Source organism: Dapis brunnea BLCC-M229, assembly GCF_050015995.1.
GTDB lineage: Bacteria > Cyanobacteriota > Cyanobacteriia > Cyanobacteriales > Microcoleaceae > Trichodesmium.
In genome coordinates this window covers 1-14,644 of the sequence record NZ_JBNHEP010000022.1, presented here as the reverse complement: position 1 = coordinate 14,644, position 14,644 = coordinate 1, and the positions used below count along the sequence as shown (strand labels likewise).

The 14,644-nt window shown below is 41.2% G+C and carries 13 protein-coding genes; 2 read left to right on the top strand and 11 right to left on the bottom strand.

The genetic code is table 11. The features are described from left to right. A partial coding sequence (locus ACP6PM_RS02210) for a hypothetical protein (RefSeq protein ID WP_426581437.1) occupies positions 1–205 on the top strand: 205 nt, incomplete at its 5' end. Between the two features lie 157 nt (positions 206–362). On the opposite strand, the gene ACP6PM_RS02205 is transcribed toward ACP6PM_RS02210, so the two are convergent. The 3 genes from ACP6PM_RS02205 to ACP6PM_RS02195 form a co-directional block, all read right to left on the bottom strand. After that, entirely contained in the window at positions 363–2,498 is a 2,136-nt protein-coding gene (locus tag ACP6PM_RS02205) for a bifunctional metallophosphatase/5'-nucleotidase (RefSeq protein WP_426581435.1), read from the bottom strand. Between the two features lie 628 nt (positions 2,499–3,126). After that, positions 3,127–5,100, bottom strand: a complete 1,974-nt coding sequence (locus tag ACP6PM_RS02200; protein ID WP_426581433.1) for a pyridoxal phosphate-dependent decarboxylase family protein — start codon at positions 5,098–5,100, stop codon at positions 3,127–3,129. 350 nt (positions 5,101–5,450) lie between these two features. Further along, positions 5,451–6,197: a CmcI family methyltransferase gene (locus ACP6PM_RS02195; RefSeq protein WP_426581431.1), complete on the bottom strand. Its 747-nt coding sequence runs from the start codon at positions 6,195–6,197 to the stop codon at positions 5,451–5,453. Between the two features lie 62 nt (positions 6,198–6,259). Between ACP6PM_RS02195 and ACP6PM_RS02190 the strand changes: the two genes are divergently transcribed. Then, on the top strand, positions 6,260–6,403 hold the full coding sequence (locus tag ACP6PM_RS02190) for an ISAzo13-like element transposase-related protein (protein ID WP_426581439.1): 144 nt from the start codon (positions 6,260–6,262) through the stop codon (positions 6,401–6,403). A gap of 87 nt (positions 6,404–6,490) precedes the next feature. Here ACP6PM_RS02190 and ACP6PM_RS02185 read toward each other — a convergent pair whose 3' ends face one another. From ACP6PM_RS02185 to ACP6PM_RS02150, 8 genes are all read right to left on the bottom strand, one after another. Beyond that, positions 6,491–7,423, bottom strand: coding sequence for a phytanoyl-CoA dioxygenase family protein (locus tag ACP6PM_RS02185; protein ID WP_426581429.1), 933 nt, complete (start codon positions 7,421–7,423; stop codon positions 6,491–6,493). Between the two features lie 112 nt (positions 7,424–7,535). Continuing rightward, entirely contained in the window at positions 7,536–8,441 is a 906-nt protein-coding gene (locus ACP6PM_RS02180; protein WP_426581428.1) for a phytanoyl-CoA dioxygenase family protein, read from the bottom strand. Further along, positions 8,434–8,886, bottom strand: a complete 453-nt coding sequence (locus ACP6PM_RS02175) for a dTDP-4-dehydrorhamnose 3,5-epimerase (protein WP_426581426.1) — start codon at positions 8,884–8,886, stop codon at positions 8,434–8,436. The genes ACP6PM_RS02180 and ACP6PM_RS02175 overlap by 8 nt, the downstream gene beginning before the upstream one ends. Positions 8,887–8,910: 24 nt before the next feature. Next, positions 8,911–9,936 (bottom strand): 2-ketoarginine methyltransferase, encoded by a 1,026-nt coding sequence (locus ACP6PM_RS02170; protein ID WP_426581424.1) that lies wholly within the window; start codon positions 9,934–9,936, stop codon positions 8,911–8,913. Between the two features lie 56 nt (positions 9,937–9,992). After that, positions 9,993–11,177 carry a pyridoxal phosphate-dependent aminotransferase gene (locus ACP6PM_RS02165; RefSeq protein ID WP_426581422.1) on the bottom strand — a complete coding sequence of 395 codons (1,185 nt, stop codon included), beginning with the start codon at positions 11,175–11,177 and terminating at the stop codon, positions 9,993–9,995. Positions 11,178–11,279: 102 nt separating this feature from the next. Beyond that, entirely contained in the window at positions 11,280–12,239 is a 960-nt protein-coding gene (locus ACP6PM_RS02160) for a DMT family transporter (RefSeq protein ID WP_426581421.1), read from the bottom strand. A 101-nt stretch (positions 12,240–12,340) separates the two neighbouring features. Next, positions 12,341–13,351, bottom strand: a complete 1,011-nt coding sequence (locus ACP6PM_RS02155) for a GNAT family N-acetyltransferase (protein WP_426581419.1) — start codon at positions 13,349–13,351, stop codon at positions 12,341–12,343. 226 nt (positions 13,352–13,577) lie between these two features. Beyond that, positions 13,578–14,644: formylglycine-generating enzyme family protein (locus tag ACP6PM_RS02150; protein WP_426581417.1), on the bottom strand; the 1,067-nt coding region annotated here is incomplete at its 5' end.

Here is a 14,644-nt window from a genome sequence, read left to right as displayed (position 1 = left end):
ATCTCCCCATCTCCGAATCTCGGAATCTCCCCATCTCCGAATCTCGGAATCTCCCCATCTCCGAATCTCCCCAGCATTTTTATCTAATTACACCAATGCTACCGGATTTGATATCAGCTACAGTTGTTTTTCTTCTTTATTTATTCCTACGGAACCAGAATTACTACTCCGTACTTCCTATTCCCAGTTAAGTGTTCCCAGTTAAGTGTTCCCTAAAACCAGGGAATTTTGTATCTCACGCTTTTTGGGAATTGCTATATCGATATAAATCAAGGATAGAAACCGGGTTTATATGAAATGCCATACTATACTGACATCTGTCTCCCATAAACCCGGTTTCTTAAAATCCAGTAAAAATTGCTCTATTGAGAAATCACCGTATCTTCCCGGAACGCTAGATTCTGAATTCGCTCATCCTCAGACGGACCCGCGTCTGCTTGCTGAAAGGCACTCTCTGCAGTTGGGAAAACTTGATGAAAGTATTCTGCCAGTGAGTCTTGCTCAGTGCCAAAAGGAGCGAAGTTGGCAAAGCCATCGACAGGTTCTGCAATCGCTTCATCCCTCTTCCCGTTTTGGTTGAGGTCCTCTTCTGGTTCAAAATCTCCATCGCTGTCGCTATCCGGTTCGCCCAAGAGATCGACACGATTAAACAAAACCGGATCGGCACTCAAAAAACTGGGGTAAGGATAGCTGTCACCACCGTCAGCTAGATAATTGACGGTAATTGCCCGGAAGGTGCGACTGGGGTCGCCAACGAGTTCGCCATCTTGAGCAACTACATCAGATTCGTCATCGCCCAAAACAACTAAAGAGATTACGCGATCGCCAGCAGGACGTTCGGCGTCGAAGCTAAACTTCAGACCGCCTACTTGGGGAAACTGACCGGGTGTTGCACCGGGAGCTGTCCCTGAAACCCCATGTTCAATAGTCTGTAAGAGTTGTTCTGCCGTTAGGGTCATCAGGGTGAGTCCGTTGTTGAAGCGGAGAGAATTATTGATGTCTAGTTCGGAAACCTCTCCCTCTGCTTTACCTGCTTCCGGGTTTGCTTCTGGGGGCAACAGTTCAAAGTCATTGGGGTCAGTGCTGCCACTTGCAGCGTTAATAATGCCGATGTTGGAACGGATACTGCCCCCATTTTTCAAAGCAATACGCGTTGTGGGGTCTACGGTTTTGGCATAAGCTAGGTCGGCATCGGAGGTCAAATTTCCCAGGTTGGTTTCTTCCGTGCGGACAAATGAGCGATCGCCCCGGAGGAAAACTGTCGTATTACCAAAAACGTTACCATCTTGACTGGCGATAACCTCATTTAGGGCATCGGTAATGGCAACAATTTCCGGGTCTGGAGTACCACCAATAGCTGCAACGCCTTCTTCGTCAGTGGCGTAGGCTCCGCTGACGCTCGGATCGATGCTTTCAGGGACGAGGATACCGTCGCCATCGAAGTCTACAACCAGACGAGCGACGTATGTGTAGTTGGCTTTGGTGTTGACCACGGCAATTGGGTTGCCGTCCGCATCAGTTTTGAGAATGGGATATGGACCAGCGCTGGTATCTCCAGCCCGGAGGCGATCTGTTTCATCGGACAGCAACGTGTGGGAACCTCCGGCAACAATGATATCCACATTTCGTAGGCGAGGAGCCAGTTCGTCGCGCTCAATATTCAACTGTTGCATGTGGGCTAAAAGAATTACTTTGTTGATGCCCGTTGCCGTTAGCTCGTCTACAGCAACCTGAATATCAGCAGCCAGCGCGTCATAGTCAGTTTGATTTTTAGGGAGTACGGTAACGTCGCCGGAGGAGGCGATCTCTGGCAATAAGGGTGTGGTTGCACCAACGATACCGATCTTTTCGTTGCCAACAGTGGCGATCGCTGTTCCTGCTAATTGTCCGGCTGAAAACGTGCTAATCTCTTGCCCGTTTTCCGTCACCTTGTCTGCCAAGTCGGGGTCTGTACCGAAATTTAAGTTGGCGCTCAGATAAGGAAACAATGCCCCACGGTATTCGCCAGAAGGTTCAATGATGTTACTCACTTCCTTAGTGCCCAGATCGAAATCGTGGTTGCCAAAAGTCGAGGCTTGGAGGCCAAGTTGGTTGTGGATTTCGATATCGGCGTGGCCGATGCCCGCTTTACCCACAGGGGTGTCACTCATGCTCGGGTCGCCACTCGCAAAGAGGAAGGGACTGGGAATGTAGTTATCCCCAGAGGAAAGAAAAAGGGTGTTGGGGTAGTCATCTTTGAGAGCATTGAGGACGGCAGAAAAGCGAGGTGCGTCCTCCATGGCTTCCAGGCCAGCTTCAAAGTCGGAGGCGTGGAGTAGTTGTAGGCTGAAGGTTGTGGCAGCAGGTTCGGATTTGCTAAACCAGCCAAAGCCTTTGAATAGGTCGGATAGGCTCCATGCTGTCGCCGGGGGGACAGCGACACTCAAAAAGAAGGCAGTGGCCATTACGACAGCCACTACCTTCTTCCACAGATGCTTCCAAATACGATTCAAAATCATTGAGAAAAACCTCTAAATAACAACATTAACTCTGGATGAGATGTCCAGAGGTTTAGTTTTTTGGCGATGGCCTCTGGTTAGGAAGCGATCGCCCTATTGCAGGACCTAAACTCAGTCAATGGGTCAGGAAACTACCAAACCATCTGAAAGATTCAAATCGAAAATCTATGTTGGAGCAATCCTAATGTAGATTGATTAGACTAATGTATCGTGAATTGTTTGGCTAAAATTTTTCTAAAGGAAAATTTTAGTTTTGTACTTTTGCCAAAAATCTATGGCACTATTTTAGCTTTACACGACAGCTTTGATATCAAATCCGGATAATTACTATACTCAAGTCATTGCGACTGGAACGGAGTTAAAGGAAGCAATCTCAGGAGTTAAGGAGATTGCTTCCTATCGTCGCAATGACAACTGTTAAACCAGATTATATATGAGTAGTGGCGCGTCAAGCTTAAAATAGTGTGTTAGTAGCGAGCAACAAGCGAAGACATCTCCCCCAACCCCTCTTCTCGCAGGAGAGGGGTGAAATCTCCCCCTTCCCTTGCAGGGAATGGGGTTGGGGGTTAGGTTTTTTAATCCACATTTTCAAGCTTGACACGGCACTAGGCGGAAGTTAAAAGGACGATTAACAATCACACTTTTTGTCCTGGCGACGCTTCTTGAGTCGCTTCAACGCCTTGCGAGACTGACGCCCAATGCCAGAGAGAAGATTATCTGAGGTGGAACCACCCGCACCATCTTCATCAGAAGCACATTCGAGAGGTTTAATATTTGAGAAGTCAGAGTAAGGAAGAGGACAATTTCCAGCATCATCCTTGGGTTCAGGAACTGTACCTGCTTCAATCGCATCCCGTGCCACCAATACCAACCGGATTAATTCGTCCATTACTTCCGGGGTAATATTGACATTCATCGGATAAGCTTTAACGGCATAGATGAAACCGGGTTCTATTTCCTCATCGTCATAATCTGTAGGCCGGAAACCACTGGTATAGCTGATGTAAGGGGCATAACCTCCCTCATGCAACTGACCGTCCCGATGCCACTGCCAGAGCATATCGGCTATATTTTTCTGCAATTCATTATTTGCTTCCAGTTCTTCCTTAGCTGCTGGATCGTTCAGTTCTTTTTCATATTGCTCCTGTGCATTAACTCCCTTTTTGTAAACTCGGAACAGAGTCACGAAACCTGAATCTGGTGCGTTAACACAAACGGTCGTTAGTTCGTTAGCAATAACCTCGTGGCGCAGGTAATGTTGAATTTCCAGAATACCTCCCAGAACCGAGCGGAATCCTTCATAACCCATGTATTTGAGGGTTGCCCAAGCTGCCATTGAATAGGAACCGGAGCGGGAAACTTCCAGGGTGTAGAGACCAGGATTGTAGCAAGTACGGGCCTGAAGATAAGCCGAACCAGGACGACTGAGAAGTTCTTGGAATTTATGCAGGCTGCGAACCATAACCACGCTACAATTATAGGTTGACCAACCAGTCTTGTGAAAATCACAGCCAATGGCATCAGCATGGACAACTTTGCTAATAGCCTCGTAGTTTTTCTTAATATCAGCCAAAACTGTTGGTGCAAAGCCCAAGGGATTTTCTACAAAGTCATATCCTTTGAACATCAGCCAAGACCAGCCAATCACGGCATCAGCGTAAATTAGGGGTCGTCCCACTCCCTCGGGATGTTTTTCTGGGGGATAGAGTTCGTCTACCAATTCCCTTACTTTGTCAATGGGGTCTACCGCAAAAGCATCCGTTGTGCCCATCGTGCAGACAATGGCAGCAATAGGCGTACCAGAGGAATGCAGGACTCGCACCACTTCTTCTAGGTGGTCAAAATCCATGGCATTCGTGACATCATCGGTGTCGATTTCAATGTAGTTCTCCATACCCAGACCAGTCCAGTCCGTGGAATTCTGTTTGCAGTAGTGACCCTGTTGAGACACTAACACCTTGGCATCAGTGCGAATCCCATTACAACGAGAATTCATACCCAAACAACTGGTCAGGGCGTATTTGATGCCATAAAAATAGCACCCAGAACCTCCAAAGGTGAACAGACCACCTGCTTCATCGGTCGGCCAACCAATCAGATCGGCTAAGATAGCAGAGGTCTCCATTTCAGTCTTTTCTACATCCCAGGCATATTCCCCTTCAATAATATTAGGGCTGAAAACCTGGGTCATCATGGCAGAAATAATCGCAGCAGTGTTAGCCGGAGGAATAACATTAGGCATTACCAAGGGATGATTCCAGTTGGGCATTCCTCGAAATAGCTCTGCTGCCTCTTCAAGCACCTCTTCCACGGAAGCGATGTTTTCCCCTAAACGGGCTTCGGTCACTTTGCCATAATGGGGACCAGTCGGATCGTTTCCTAGATAACCCGGTGTACCTGTAGGGGATGTAGACTGGGGTGGCTTGAGTCGGTCTAGATAACGAATAGCTTGGTGAACCATGTCTGCAAAGGGGTCTGAGGCACCTGTGGAATAGTAAGTGGGGAAAGCGCTTCGCATCTCAGCGCGTAAATTAGCCCAACGGGGTGCATCGGGTTGGGTACTACCATCTTTATTCCAAAACGCAGAAAATTTGGAAACCATTATTTGACTCCTAATGTTGTGAAGGATTGAAATCGAAAATCTATGTTAGAGCAAAAGTGAAAAATTTTGTACCTCACTAACTCTGAAACTGCTGTAATTCAATTAATATACAGTGAAACAATTCACTAAAATTATCCTTTAGGAAAATTTAACAATAATGAACTATAGGGCGTTGGTAATTTCAAAGATGAATCAAGTAGCTAGTAGTGGCGTGACACGCAATTTTGCAATAGTGTTGTGTAATCAAGTCAGCCAGGAGAGCAAGGGTACCATAGAGCCAGAACACTGTCGCCTGTAAAGCAGCAGCGATCGGTAAGCTCGCCAGCGATCATTTGACAGTTGGAAGAATGTTAAAATCTTTTAAGAATAGAATTCCAGTTTTTCGATACATTGTAACCGTACATATCTTGATAATGGGTATCAATCAAATACTCATCTTCATGGTTAAGCAACCAAGATCTTAAGTCAGACATTTTTTGCCTTCCGTGGACATTTTCTTCTTCATCGCTCCATTGCTCCCCCTGAAATTCCCACATCAACTTGTTAGTATCTTCTACAATTAAATAATCTCCACTGGTGATGCCATTATCATGAAAATGGTTGACGACTGCCAAAAGATTGACGTGGGAATCTTCTATAATCAGCCAAGGATGAGGAAGTTTATCGAGCATTGTTTTTGGTAAGACAGCATTCAAATTGTTAACATCTCCCTCAATAAAATTTACTCTGGGGTGATCTTTTGCTTTTTCATCTAAAAGAGACAAATCGATATCAATAGAATAAACTGAGCCGTCAACACCTAAAATTTCTAAGTTGTCGGCTAGCCAAACAGCGCTACCCCCATTGAACGCACCAAGTTCAATAATCGTTTTGGGTTTAAGTTCCCATAAGATCATGGGATAAATGCCAATTTCGGCGATCCCTTTACTAAGAATAATTCCTTTCCAAGTTTGTAAACAAGTATTATTTAGAAGTGTTTCCCAAGCTGTGAATGAGAGGTCGCATCGATCTTCTCTTGCCGAAACTTTGACAAATCGCTCAGGCTTACTCAGTGCTTTGATATGTTTAGCATCAGCTACTATGCCTTGATAATCCATGTTACAAATCTCCTTGTGAATTTTCTAGATAGAAACTATCTTTTCTCTTTTTAATGTAGTCTATCACAGTAAATAGATCCTTATGTAAAAATTTCTATAAAAAAGAAATCAAAGTAAGTTGCGAAGAATTTAATTCCATTAGAATTGAGCTAGACTCTTTTCATGGTGAATGGAACTATGCCATTAAGGCACAAATGGCAGTTTAAATTGTTCAAGTTATTTTTACATAACTCCTAATTGTGTTTAATTTTGTCCAATTATTTCAATACTGTTGATAGCCCTCATGGTAAAAACTATTTTTTGAGCCATGATAGCTCCCCGATCACTGCACCTTCTTCAAGATTACTTAATCTATCACCAAAATTGTATGTAGACTTTTCGGGTGTAGACTTTTCCCCCGTTTCTTTTAATTTCATATTAACTCCGTCTCGCAAAAACTTTGAATAGCGAGCATTACGATCTATAAATCGTATCGTATATGCCATTCTTGAAGGTAAATCGCCTTGGTTAAACAGACAGGATCTATGCCAGACAAATTTATCAAAAAGCAGCACATCACCTATGGAAAAATCATATTCTATTTTGTTCCTTTCTATAATAAAGTCTTCAACTTTAGAAGCGAAACCCATATTGTAGAAATCTTCTGTTTGTAAAAATTCAAAAAAATCCGGCTGCCGTGTAATTTGATAAATGAGCGCATACTGTTCCTGAGCCGAATAGATTTTGCGCGGTACACAGGCTAAACCTCCATGCTGAAGGCTTGTATTAACTGGATCGAGTGGTATCCATAAGGAGTATCCGAGATCCTCTGGCATAATGTAACTAAAGCTAATAATGTCGCAGTGCCAAAATAATCCTCTGTGATTGTGCTTTAGCTCGAAGCCAATGCCTTGGGTAAAAATTATATTATGATTCATTAATTGACTCATAACATATTGAAAATTATCTGAGTAACAGATGCTATCAGCCACTAACTCTTCTACATCGTAGCCTTCGTAGCCAACAGTTGAAAACTCTCCAGGAAAATGTTCTCCTGCAACATTCCTGAGTTGATTAGAATTATAAACGACTTGTCGCAGTTTGAGGACAGATTCTTTTGTCAAAAAATTTTCGATCTTAATAAACCCACTTTCTGAGAAAAATTGCCTGTCCTCTGGTGATAAATCAATTCGATTCACGAATTCAATTGATGAATCTATGTCCATACTTTTATCTGTAAGCATCATAGTGAATTCCTGTATAAATTTTGAGGTAGCTGGGGTTAAGAGAATACTAAGTCAGAGATAAAATAAGTCTGATTAGCCATTTTATCCTAGTATTCTGTGCCTACGCTTTTATTTATTTTTTGAGCCATGATAGCTCTCCGATCGCTTCACCTTCTTCAAGATTACTTAATCTATAACCAAAAGTCGTTTTAGACTCCTCCCCCATTGCGTTTGTTATCATATTAACTCCATCTAGAAAAATCTTTGAATAGCGAGCCTTACGATCTATGAATCGCATTGTATATGCCATTCTTGAAGGTAAATCGCCTTGTTTAAACGGACAGGATCTATGCCATACAAATTTATCAAAAAGCAGCACATCACCTATTGAAAAATCATATTCTATTTTGTTCCTTTCTAGAATAAAATCTTCAAATTTAGAAGCTACATCTATACTAAAGCTCTGAAAATCTTCTGTTTGATAAAATTCCAAAGAATCCTGCTGTTGTGTAAGTTGATAAACGAGTTTATACCGTTCCAGATTTGAATAGATTTTGCGGGGTACACAGGCTAAACCTCCATGCTGAAGGCTTGTATTAACTGGATCGAGTGGTATCCATAAGGAGTATCCGGTATCCTCTGGCATAATGTAATTAAAGCTAACCATCTCAAAGTGCCAAGGGAATCCTTTCTTGTTAGGCTTTAGCTCGAAACCAATTCCTTGGGTAAAAGTTATATCATGATTAATTAATTGATTCATAACATATTGAAAATTATCTGAGTCATAGATGCTATGAGTCACTAAGTTTTCTACATCGTAGCCAATTCTTGAAAAGTCTCCAGGATAATATTCTCCTGTAATATCCTTCACTTGATTAGAATTATAAACGAATTGTCGAAGTTTGAGGACAGATTCTTCTGTCAAAAAATTTTCGATCTTAATAAACCCACTTTCTGAGAAAAACTGCCTTTTCTCTGGTGATAAATCAATTCGATTCACTAATTCAATTGATTGAGCTATATCCATATTTTTAGCCATAAAGTTCCTCCTTATTCAGTTTAAGTTCCTGAAACAATTTTTGAATCCGATCTAAATCTAAGGGAAAGGGTTTTGCTATGGTTTGGTAATCTTTGGGATGAAACTTACCATGACGGATGATAGCATTAATCACCCGACAAGGTTGAGAGCTTAAATTAGCTGCTAAATGGGGAATTCTAGGCGGAATCTTTAGCACTTGAGGGATTAAATCACTCATTGGGATGTAATGATATTGACGGTTTTGTAAACAGACCACAACCAAGCTACCTTGAACTGTTAAAAGTTGATCGGTTTGAAAGCGATGGCAAAATAAGTATTCATCAATGGTGTAAGGCGGCATCTCAACTAAGACGGTTTCATCACTAGACAGAGCTGAGAAAGAAATGGCTCCTGCGAACTCCTCTCGCTCCAGTATTTGAGATTCAAATTGACCAATTAATCCCATAGGACCTCTTGATTATTTTTCGCTTTATTTTCGGTGTAACAGATAGCAAAATGTTAACTCAGTTGAGTCTACATTTTGGTCTACAAAATCTTTGGCTTTGACTTCAAGCTGACACTTCTCAAAAATCTGTTCCCAGAATTCCTGTTTTTCGAGTCTTTGATTCGTCACATAATGTAACAGGTAATAAGCATTATAATATGCTAAAGCCATATTATGTGACATAATTTTCTTCTGGTCAATTCGATCTTCGACTTCAATCACAATGATGTAAAGTTCAGGAAACCGTTCTAAAATACCTGTCAAAAATTTAATCACCCCTTCCTCTCCTTCTTGACCTAGAATTTCCTGGAGAACAAAGCTCACAACTAAAAAGTCAGGTTCAGTTTCAAATGGAGATTCTAATAGTTCTAATGCTGAAGCATTGGTCATGACAATCCGGTCTTCTAACCCAGCCTGCTGAACCGCTTCAACCGCAGCTAAGTAAGCGTCTTTGTCCGGTTCAATACCCCATGCTTGTAGATCGGGAAAGGCTCGACAAAAATCAATCATAAACAGCCCTTCACCACATCCAATATCAAGAAAATATTGACAGTCTTTGGGAATATTCGACATTAAAGAACGAACCAGAGGAATGGCATCAAACTTGCTCATTTCACAGCTTCCCACACCCACTTGTTTGCCATCTCGTTCAAGCCATTCACTCCCCAATTTTAGCGTTTCACCCACTTGAAGATAGGTCTTCGCATATCCTCCAATCATTAATGTATACCACCCTCGAAACTCACTAATTTGCTGACACTTTTGAGTAGGTCGAACGATTTGATCAATAAATTCAACAATCCCTTCATTCGCCAAGTATTTGAGAAACCCATAAAGTTTTCTTTCATCTAGATTTAGAGCTGTTGCCAAACTAGAGACTGAATGTTCTGACTCAATTAACTGGTCGTAAATTCCGGTGTTAAATAAGTGATAAATTTCTGAGGCTAAAACATGATAGCGAATGGGTTGGAGTGCTTCAACTAATTTCTGTTCAATGTTTCCTTCAATCATTTTTTTATGTTCCTTAGTCAGTAAAAAAATTCAAAGCTTGGGATGACTTTTAAACGCTATTTTAATAAACAAACTTTCTGATCTAATGTTTGTTTCAAGATTTTCATTCCTTGGAAAAAGTTATCAGTATTGCGGGCTAAAGAAACTCGGATATACTGTTCTCCCTCTTCAGGTTTGTGCCAATAAAAGTAAGTTCCGGGTAAAACATAGACCCCATTTTTATAGAAAATTTGTTGGAGTTGAGTTGCGGTCATATTGGGATCTTTAATCTGACACCAAGCAACACTCACTTTAGCCATCGGCTGTTGAAGTTCTAAGAATGTATCTTGCAATGTTTCCCATAATATCATCCGATTTTTTTCTAACAGATTTCGAGTAAAAGAAAACTGATTTTGTTGTGCATCTAAGACATATTGAGTTAGAACATTTAAGATAAATGGGGAAATATTCAGGAGATAGGCTGTATAAATGCTATACATCTCTTCATACAGATGATCACTAACCTTCAACATAGCGACTTTAGCATCTTGAATCGGCCATGCTTTTCCCGTATCTTCAATTGCGATGTATTTAATTCCAGAGTCCCGAAGAAGCTGATAAGTGTCATATAACTCAAAGGCTTCATCTCCCATCAGAAAGTTCGCAAAGCAATGGTCAATAATCAGAATTTTATCATAGTCTTTACAGAACCGAATAATTTCTTCAAAAGATTTGCGGTTCTTCAAGCCTAGCATTGTAAAACCTGTGGGGTTATTGGGGTCAACTAAAAAAATTGCATCTCCCTTCACATGACTTTTGAGATTATCATAAATTTGATTGGCTTCATACAACAAACCCTCCCGTAAAGGATGAAGCGAAATTTTGAAATCGACTAAAATTTCATACAAGCTATCAAAACATGGTTCAATTAAGCTGATGCTCAATCCTTTCTTCATTAGGTAATTTGCTACATGAATTGTGGCAATGGATGCAGCATAATGCAGCATAATATTATTAGGATTTAATGCACTTTCTAACCCTCGCATTCGATAAAAGGCTTCGGTAAACTTATAATTCAATATTTCTTGCTTCGTTTGCTCTGCTTCTAGCCACAACTCTGGCAATTGCTGAACGATTTTCATCTGAGAGGGAGATTGGGATTGATACATACGAGCGTTAGCATAGTTGAAGTCTTGCTTCAGTGCTTCCACTTCGTGTTGAGTTAAATCTTCAAACTTGTTCATGTGTGAAACCTGTTTCATCCTATATTTTCTCTCCTCTGTTGTCAGGTTTATTTTTTGGGTTCATGAATACTACAATCCTCAACTAAAGCTTCTCTAATTTTGAAACTTCTTTGAGTGACTTCAGCTAATTTCTGAGGTTGATTCTTTGACAGCAGAAGAGCTTGAATTTGCCAGATAAATTCCTAACAAGACTATAGCAAATGCCACGGCATTTAACACACTTAAACTTTCTGAGAAAATTACCCAAGCAAAAATTGTTGTCATTATGGGTAGCAGTAGTAGGCTAATCGCCACAAATCCAGAAGACAAATGCTGAAGGCTATAATTCAAAAGTCCTTGACCCAAAATTTGACAGATCAGACCTAACAAAATTACAAACACCCAAGATTCCAAAGTATAGGGAAAAAGTCGCTCCTCCATTATCAAAACAATTGGCAATATCGACAAAGCTGAAAATAAAGAACTCCAGAAAAGTATAGCATCAGCCCTCAAACTTTCTCGAAGTTTTTCTACAACCAACAAGTAGACACTAAAGCAAATTGAAGCAAGTATGGCGATTCCATCACCTTGTAAGGTTTCCGTAGCCACTTTCACATCTTCTACTCCCAGAATAGAGGCTCCCACTATGGCAACTATCATACCAATTAAAAATCGTTTGTCAAAGTGCTTACCCCAGATTAACCAACTCAAAATAGTCGTCCACAAGGGAGCTAGATTTGTCAATAAAGTTGAATTAGCAACGCTAGTTTTAGTCAAGGACAAAGCCCAGAAAACTTGGTCGCCAGCACAACTCATTCCGGCTATTAATAAGAGTATTATGACCCAACTCGTGTAAGGCGATGGATCTAAGGATAACTTCTCCTGAGATAACTTGGAACTTAGAGCTTGCTGTCCAGTCCAAATTCCCAACAGCAGAGTTGCAATCCCAACTCTATGAAATGCTGTTGCAAATGGACCTATTTCTCGTTCCAACAATCTAAAAAAGATTGATATCCAAGACCCGGCTATTATAGCAATAAATAATAAGATAATTGCTATAACTCTAACTTGAGTTGAGGTCTGTTGCTGTATAGCTTTCAAAATATGCTCCCCTGTTACAACACAACTGTTTTTAGTTTAGCCCAAATTTTTGATGAGGCGAAAACCAATTTGTACAATGTCATACCACATGGACACCCTCCTTAATTCCCTTTGGAATGGATATATGAAGCAGAAAAGCTTTTGTATTTTCTTTGCAAGGATTCGGAAAGTATATGCCAGCCACCGGATTTCTGACGACATTTTGGACTGCCACATTTACAGGATTCTACAGCAATTGAGATATATTCGCTCATGGCATAATCCCAAGTAATTTCTTCCCCAACAGCAATATCCTTAATTGCAATAAAATCAAAACCACCAAATCTATTATCGCGGATACCGCAATTGGGATCGCATGAATGATTGGTAAGTACAGCAGGTCTATCAAATAACAAATGCTTGTCCCAATCAACCTGAATCGAATAGCATGTGCGTTCATTTTCTGCATATATTGGTTTGCCTGAAAACACTATTTCTCCTGTAGGAATAGATCGGCGTGAAAAAACTCCTCTTCCTTTTGACGTTATCGGTTTTACCTCAACATTATCGTAGAGATTGGGATTTATTTCTTTATACATTGCAATTGCATCAGACTTGGAATAGGTACCGCAATCACTACAAAAATCCTCTACTCTTTTTGAAGCTTCATACGATAATCCTGGGATTCTCGTACTTATTTTGAATCCTTGGTGCTGCCAAAAAATTAGTGATTTATCGAATGCCTCACATGTTACACGTTGGCAACCAAAAGAAGAAAAGCAATGCTGGAGAGTGCGTACCAAACAACTGCCTATTCCCTTACGCTGCCATTCTTCTTTGACACCTAGAGATTTTATATATCCGGTTGGGTATTCGGAGGAGTTGAGACCGTACTTGTCAGTAGTAACAGTTTCTTCTTCAATAATCCAACCGATAATTGCACCTAAAACTTCTTGGCCCTCTCCAAGTGCGCATAGTGCAAAGAATTTCTTTTCACTAATTCCCTTAATTAAGGCTTGCCTATAATTCCCTAGTGAGTGTTCCAAAATTTCGACTATCGGTTGTATGAGTGATTCATCTGAGTGCTCTAATCGGTATACTTTAAAGCTTTCCCTTATGTCTAAACAGTGCATTAAAAATCTCCACAAACTAATTTTTTCTATGAGTCAATATCGGCTCGGACTATACATCATCAAAACAAATAAACTTTAATGATCGCATTTTTCCCAATAAACACACATCCATATCTGTATTAGTTATTATGATAACTTGGTAGAGATAGGAGAGAACGGTTATAATCCCGGTCAAAGCTTTTCTAACGTTGTCATTGTGTCGCTATCAAACATAGTCTGCTTTGAGTTAGACCAAATTTTGGACAAGGCGAAAACCAATGTGAGTGGTTCCTGTATCCGGTGACTGAGACTCCCGTGCAGCCGGACGGTATCGACTGCAATAGTTGGGCGCACAGAGGTGAGAACCACCCTTAATCACGTGTAACGCACCCTCGACAGGTTTTTTGGGGTCAAAACTTTCGGCTTGCCTGGGACCTTCTGGGTTAACGCTATGAGCCATATTTTTTCGTTCAACCTGATACCAGTCCGCTGTCCATTCCCAAACGTTACCCGTCATGTCATACAAACCGTAACCATTTGCCTTGAACGAAGCAACGGGAGCAGTTCCCAAATAGCCGTCTGCTTTGGTATTTAGAAAGGGAAAAAATCCTTGCCAGGTGTTAGCTTTTTTGGCAGAATATTCTTGACCCCAGGTGTAGGTAGATTCTTTTAAACCGCCTCTGGCAGCATATTCCCATTGAGCTTCGGTGGGCAGTTGTTTTCCTGCCCACTTGGCGTAAGCTAAAGCGTCTTCGTATGCAATATGAACAACCGGATGTTTTTCTTTCCCCCTAATATTGCTATCGGGGCCGTAGGGATGTTGCCAGTTTGCACCCGTCACCCAATGCCACCAACTCAGATAAGCCACTTGTTGAATCCCTTCTGCGGGAGGTTCAAAAACGAGAGAACCGGGCGATCGCTGTTCATCGGGTAAATCAGGAAATTGTGATTTTGATAGGGGAAGTTCCGCTACGGTAACGTAACCTGTATCTTCAACAAACTTGGTAAATTGGGCGTTAGTAATTTCGTGGGAGTCAATGCAAAATGAACTGACAGTCACATCTTCTACAGGTAGTTCTTCGATAAATTCTGGTTGATCTGACCCCATTTTGAATTCTCCTCCGGGAATGAAAACCATATTTTGGGGACAGGTTGAAGAGGATGCAGCAAACGCTCTCGGACTAACAATAGTAATGGTAAGAATAAAAACACTGAGAACAATTAGGAGTTTTTGAATATAATTTTGAGAATTATTCATCATTTGAGTCGTAGAATTATTTATATCATGCCGTTTTGTTTGTAGTAAAGCTCTAG

Excerpts from the sequence above, each read along its gene's own strand:
- ACP6PM_RS02185 (WP_426581429.1), bottom strand. The coding sequence starts at position 7,423 with ATGATGCTTACAGATAAAAGTATGGACATAGATTCATCAATTGAATTC.
- ACP6PM_RS02195 (WP_426581431.1), bottom strand. The coding sequence starts at position 6,197 with ATGGATTATCAAGGCATAGTAGCTGATGCTAAACATATCAAAGCACTG.
- ACP6PM_RS02155 (WP_426581419.1), bottom strand. The coding sequence starts at position 13,351 with ATGCACTGTTTAGACATAAGGGAAAGCTTTAAAGTATACCGATTAGAG.
- ACP6PM_RS02205 (WP_426581435.1), bottom strand. The coding sequence starts at position 2,498 with ATGATTTTGAATCGTATTTGGAAGCATCTGTGGAAGAAGGTAGTGGCT.
- ACP6PM_RS02170 (WP_426581424.1), bottom strand. The coding sequence starts at position 9,936 with ATGATTGAAGGAAACATTGAACAGAAATTAGTTGAAGCACTCCAACCC.
- ACP6PM_RS02175 (WP_426581426.1), bottom strand. The coding sequence starts at position 8,886 with ATGGGATTAATTGGTCAATTTGAATCTCAAATACTGGAGCGAGAGGAG.
- ACP6PM_RS02180 (WP_426581428.1), bottom strand. The coding sequence starts at position 8,441 with ATGGCTAAAAATATGGATATAGCTCAATCAATTGAATTAGTGAATCGA.
- ACP6PM_RS02200 (WP_426581433.1), bottom strand. The coding sequence starts at position 5,100 with ATGGTTTCCAAATTTTCTGCGTTTTGGAATAAAGATGGTAGTACCCAA.
- ACP6PM_RS02165 (WP_426581422.1), bottom strand. The coding sequence starts at position 11,177 with ATGAAACAGGTTTCACACATGAACAAGTTTGAAGATTTAACTCAACAC.